Origin of the sequence: Bathymodiolus heckerae thiotrophic gill symbiont (genome assembly GCF_900128515.1) — a bacterium.
GTDB lineage: Bacteria > Pseudomonadota > Gammaproteobacteria > PS1 > Pseudothioglobaceae > Thioglobus_A.
This window is the reverse complement of record NZ_FQTP01000100.1, coordinates 1-4838: the sequence shown is the minus strand read 5'-3', so window position 1 is coordinate 4838 and position 4838 is coordinate 1. Positions and strand designations below refer to the sequence as shown.

6 protein-coding genes and 3 pseudogenes are annotated in these 4838 nt (G+C 42.7%); 6 read left to right on the top strand and 3 right to left on the bottom strand.

Annotation, left to right across the window (positions count from 1 at the left end):
• The 6 genes and pseudogenes from BTHERMOSOX_RS09370 to istB all read left to right on the top strand — a co-directional run.
• A pseudogene (locus tag BTHERMOSOX_RS09370) lies at positions 1-300 on the top strand (NERD domain-containing protein); the annotation flags it as partial.
• A 147-nt stretch (positions 301-447) separates the two neighbouring features.
• Positions 448-1269 (top strand): IS21 family transposase, encoded by an 822-nt coding sequence (istA, locus tag BTHERMOSOX_RS11825; RefSeq protein ID WP_249360674.1) that lies wholly within the window; start codon positions 448-450, stop codon positions 1267-1269.
• Between the two features lie 3 nt (positions 1270-1272).
• Positions 1273-1578, top strand: a pseudogene (locus tag BTHERMOSOX_RS12110) (Mu transposase domain-containing protein); the annotation flags it as partial.
• A gap of 6 nt (positions 1579-1584) precedes the next feature.
• Positions 1585-1965, top strand: coding sequence for a hypothetical protein (locus BTHERMOSOX_RS11820; RefSeq protein ID WP_249360673.1), 381 nt, complete (start codon positions 1585-1587; stop codon positions 1963-1965).
• 61 nt (positions 1966-2026) lie between these two features.
• Positions 2027-3061: an IS21 family transposase gene (gene istA / locus BTHERMOSOX_RS09360; RefSeq protein WP_138120840.1), complete on the top strand. Its 1035-nt coding sequence runs from the start codon at positions 2027-2029 to the stop codon at positions 3059-3061.
• A complete protein-coding gene (istB, locus tag BTHERMOSOX_RS09355) occupies positions 3058-3831 on the top strand; it encodes an IS21-like element helper ATPase IstB (RefSeq protein ID WP_138120838.1) in 774 nt (257 codons plus the stop codon). Before istA (BTHERMOSOX_RS09360) ends, istB begins: the two co-directional genes overlap by 4 nt.
• Before the next feature lie 11 nt (positions 3832-3842).
• Here the strand turns inward: istB and BTHERMOSOX_RS09350 are convergent, their stop codons facing one another.
• The 3 genes and pseudogenes from BTHERMOSOX_RS09350 to BTHERMOSOX_RS09340 form a co-directional block, all read right to left on the bottom strand.
• Positions 3843-4199 carry an IS3 family transposase gene (locus BTHERMOSOX_RS09350; RefSeq protein WP_138120836.1) on the bottom strand — a complete coding sequence of 119 codons (357 nt, stop codon included), beginning with the start codon at positions 4197-4199 and terminating at the stop codon, positions 3843-3845.
• A complete protein-coding gene (locus BTHERMOSOX_RS09345) occupies positions 4196-4489 on the bottom strand; it encodes a transposase (protein WP_138120834.1) in 294 nt (97 codons plus the stop codon). Before BTHERMOSOX_RS09345 ends, BTHERMOSOX_RS09350 begins: the two co-directional genes overlap by 4 nt.
• A gap of 48 nt (positions 4490-4537) precedes the next feature.
• Positions 4538-4838, bottom strand: a pseudogene (locus BTHERMOSOX_RS09340) (IS21 family transposase); the annotation flags it as partial.

The following is a 4838-nucleotide window of genomic DNA, read 5'->3' as shown; positions in this document are numbered from 1 at the left end:
AATTTACCCAAAAATGATAAGCCAATCATTCAAGTTACAGCAGCATCTTCGTGGCTTAAAGGGCTTTTAAAAGATAGTACTGGTCGGCAGTTTGAAACAAAGCCAGTTGTGGTTTTTCCTGGCTGGTACGTCGAACCTACAAGCGAAGCCAAGAATAGCAATGTATGGGTGTTAAACCCAAAAGCCTTACCGACCTTTATATCCAACAGTAAGCACCGATTGAGTGACGATGATGTGAATATGGTAGCATTTCATTTGTCGCGGTATATTCGAAGTTATTCATTACTTTCAGAACAGTAGGTAATTATGGCTCAAAGAGAAATTACAGGGGAAACTATGGGGGCAACAGGGATTCCTGATATGTTAATCAGCGTGCAAAACTTACCAGGGTTCTGGGGAAAACAGCGTTGAAAAGTTTCCACCCCAGATTGTGTAAAATCCGATATTTTGTCGGAGAGCCTTGGAGTGTTAACAATGGATATTATTGCCGAAGTCAGAAGACGACATCTTGTCAGTGGAGAGAGTATTAGTTCAATTGCTCGTTCCCTTAAAATCTCTCGCCCTACCGTTAGAAAACATTTAAAAACAGAAAGTGAGCCTGTTTATCAACGTGATTCTCACCCTGAGCCTAAGTTAGGTTCATTTAAACCGATATTGATCAACTGGCTAGAGGTTGATGATCAGTTACCGAAAAACCAACGCCGTACCGCACAACGCTTATATGAATGCCTGGTTGATGAGGGCTATACCGGTGCTTATGACAGTATTCAGCGCTATGTTAAGCAATGGAAAATCGATAACAGGACATCACCGTCTAGCAAACAAGCCTTTGTTCCCTTAGCTTTCCCGCCAGGTGACGTGTGCCAGTTTGACTGGCGCCAGGAGACTGTTGAAATCGATGGTCGAGAACTCAAGATCAAAGTCGCTCATTTTCGCCTGGCTTATAGCCGAAAAATGTTTGTCGCGGCTTATCCCCGTGAGACGCAGAAAATGGTGATGGATGTGCATAATCAAGCCTTTGTCTTTTTCGGTGGCGTGCCATTACAGATGGTTTATGACAATCTTAAAACAGTGGTTGATACGGTGTTTGTGGGTAAGGAGCGCACGTTTAATCCGCGCTTTATGGCATTGGCCAATCACTACCTCTTTGAGCCCGTCGCTTGTACGCCAGCAGCAGGATGGGAAAAAGGACAAGTAGAAAATCAAGTCGGCAATGTTAGCGAATGGTTGTGCACCCCTCGTGCTAAATTTAACACCTTTGATGATTGAAACCTGTGGCTAGAAAAGCGTTGTGAAGCGTTATCCTGCCGAAAACATCCAACCTTATCCTCACAAACCATTGCGGAATGTTATCAACAAGAACAGCCTTTACTCCGCCAGATAACAACACCGTTTGCAGGCTATATTGAACATTTGCTAAAAGTCAGTCGGACTTGTTTAGTGAGACTCGATAGAAATAATTACAGTGTCCCAGCCAAGTGGGTAGGACAGACGGTTTCAGTCAGAGTGACCGCTTTTTCTCTCAGTATCGTTGCAAAAGGTGAAATCATTGCCGAGCATCAGCGCAGTGTTGTTCGTGATGAAATGGTGTGTAATCCCTGGCATTATCTTGCCGTACTGGAAAAGAAACCGGGTGCTTTACGCCATGGAGTCCCGTTTCAAGCATGGAATTTACCCGAACCGATACAGCAAGTCAGGAAAAAGCGACTGCAGCAAGATAAGGGCGATAGAGCCTTTGTTGATTGTTTACTGCTAGCTAAAGACGTGGGTATCGATGCGTTTGAGGTCGCCTGTAAGCTCACACTGGAATCAGGTGTTGTCACAGGCAGTATTGTACTCAATGACATCAGGCGATTAACAGAACCTGACCGCCCCAAAGTGTTAAGCGCCTGTCATGATTTACAGCTGACGACAGAGCCACAAGCGAGCGTTGAGCACTATGTGTTACCAACAATGCAAAAATGATCCACTTCAGCATTTGAAATCTGATCCAGTTCACTTACTATTGGTGCTTTTTAGGAGCACCATGATTTCAAAAGAAGAGCTCATGAAAATAAAAGTTTTACATCAGCAAGGTATGTCACAAAGGGCCATTGCAAAACATTTAAATATCTCTCGTAACACGGTTAAACGCTACCTTAAAGGTGATTTTGATAATCCTCGCTACGCCACACGGCAATCAGGAATATCAAAGTTAGAGGCCTTCAAACCGTATTTACATTCACGCATTGCAAAGGCAAACCCCATTCATTTATCAGCGGTTGTTCTGCTTCGAGAAATAAAAGAACAAGGTTATCGTGGTGGCATATCTTTATTGAGGCAATATCTATATTGCTATCGAGGGAAGGTTGAACCTCAGCCCATTGTTCGATTTGAAACTGAGGCAGGCGTGCAATTACAAGTCGATTGGGGACAAATGCGAGGGGGGAAATCACCCTTACATGCTTTTGTCTGTGTTCTTGGATATAGCCGTGCCTTGTTTGTCATGATTACCGATAACATGCGTTACGACACCTTAGAAGAATGTCATCGTCAGGCCTTTGAGTATTTTCAAGGGATCCCACAACAAATCTGGTATGACAACATGAAAACAGTTGTTATTGAACGTGATGCCTATGGTGACGGGCAGCATAAACTCAATCAGAGTTTCTATCAATTTAGCAAAGAAATGGGCTTTTTACCCAAACTGTGCAAACCCTACCGACCTCAAACAAAAGGCAAGGTTGAACGCATGGTGCGGTATGTTCGAGATAACTTCTATCGGCCGTTAGCCACAAAATTAACCTCGATGGGACTTCGTTTAGATGTTGCAACAGCAAATAGTGAAATCATGATTTGGTTAAATACGATTGCCAATCAACGGATCCATGATACAACGAAAGAAAAACCAGCCGATAGATTGACTGAGGAACGTGATTATCTACAAAACATCCCCCCCTCATTAAAACCAGCACCACCGCAATTAACCGTGGCCTCCATGCCAGTGAAGACTCGAACATTTGATAATGCACCATTACACCATGAACTGTCTGTGTATGAACATTTATCGGAGGCGGTATGAACTTACAATTAGAACGTATTAGTGCTTTAACGGATGAATTAAAGTTACCTGGAATTGAGACTAACGCCACCACATTGGCTCAACAAGCAGCCAAAGAAGAATGGGACTTCCTCTCTTTCTTAGAACATATTCTGAGCAGTGAATCACAAGCACGGCAGCAACGTAAACAAGTGATGTTTACGCGTATGGCAGGGTTCCCCTCAATAAAAACATTAGCTGACTTTGACTTTACCTTTGCCAGTGGCGTACCAAAGAAAATGGTCAATGAGTTAGCCACCTTATCTTTTATTGAACGTAAGGAAAATGTTGTACTGCTGGGTCCATCAGGTGTGGGGAAAACACATATAGCCAGTGCACTTGGCTATATGGCAGTACAGGCTGGGATCAAAACTCGATTTATCAGTGCCTCAGACTTAATATTACAACTGACTACGGCTCAAAGGCAGGATAAATATAAGCAAGTGATGCAGCGTGCGGTCTTGTCACCTAAATTACTCATCATCGATGAAATAGGTTATTTACCGTTTACAGCTCACGAATCCAAGCTATTATTTGATGTTATTGCTAAACGATATGAAAAAGGCTCTATTATCTTAACCAGTAATTTGCCATTTGGTCAGTGGGGACAAACATTTGCTAATGACACAGCATTAACATCAGCACTATTAGATCGCGTTTTACATCACTCACATATTGTACAAATAAAAGGAGAAAGCTATCGAATAAGAGAAAAGAAACGGGCTGGTTTAATCGAGCCATTATCCAAATAGTGGATCACTTTTCAATTGATGGAGTGGATCAGTTTTGGGTTGTTGTTGACAACAACCGACGGTTTCCCTGATTTGGTGTAATGCCGCTTATAACCTAGTAATGCCTTTACTTTATTAAGTTTCATGATCCGTGCAACGCGATTTAAGCCGCAGCGCTCACCTAGTTCACGTAAGTCCGCATGAATACGTGGACTACCATATACGCAGCCACTCTCAAGCCAACTTTGTTTGATTAACCCAGCTAATCGCTCGTTCTCTTTTTCTCTATTAGATTTTGGTTTTTCTAACCACCGATAAAAACCACTGCGATTTACATTGAGTACGCGGCACATCAAACGAACGGGGTATGTTGTAAGTCTAGACTTCATGAACGTGTACTTTTCTTTGACTCGACGGCAAAGTACACGGCGGCTTCCTTTAAAATGTCACGCTCCATTTTGAGTTCTTTATTTTCTTTTTCTAACCGCCTTAATTTATCTTGGTCAGTTTCATTTAAGGTGCCTTCTTTAATGGAACGGTGACGTTTTAACCAGGTACCTAAGGTTGATTTTCCAATACCTAAATGCTGACTCGCTTTGATGACCGTATAACCATGTTGGGTAACTAGCTTAACCGCTTCGGTTTTAAATTCATCCGTGTATTTTACTGAATGACTCATTCTGTTTATCCTCGTTTTTAGTGCTTAGTTTAACCCGAGGTTAGTGGTCTACTCTAGTGGGGGATGATCAAATTTGATCTTGAGTTCTCGACCATCGATTTCAACAGTCTCCTGGCGCCAGTCAAACTGGCACACGTCACCTGGCGGGAAAGCCAAGGGAACAAAGGCTTGTTTGCTAGACGGTGATGTCCTGTTATCGATTTTCCATTGCTTAACATAGCACTGAATACTGTCATAAGCACCGGTATAGCCCTCATCAACCAGGCATTCATATAAGCGTTGTGCGGTACGGCGTTGGTTTTTCGGTAACTGATAATCAACCTCTAGCCAGTTGATCAATATCGGTTTA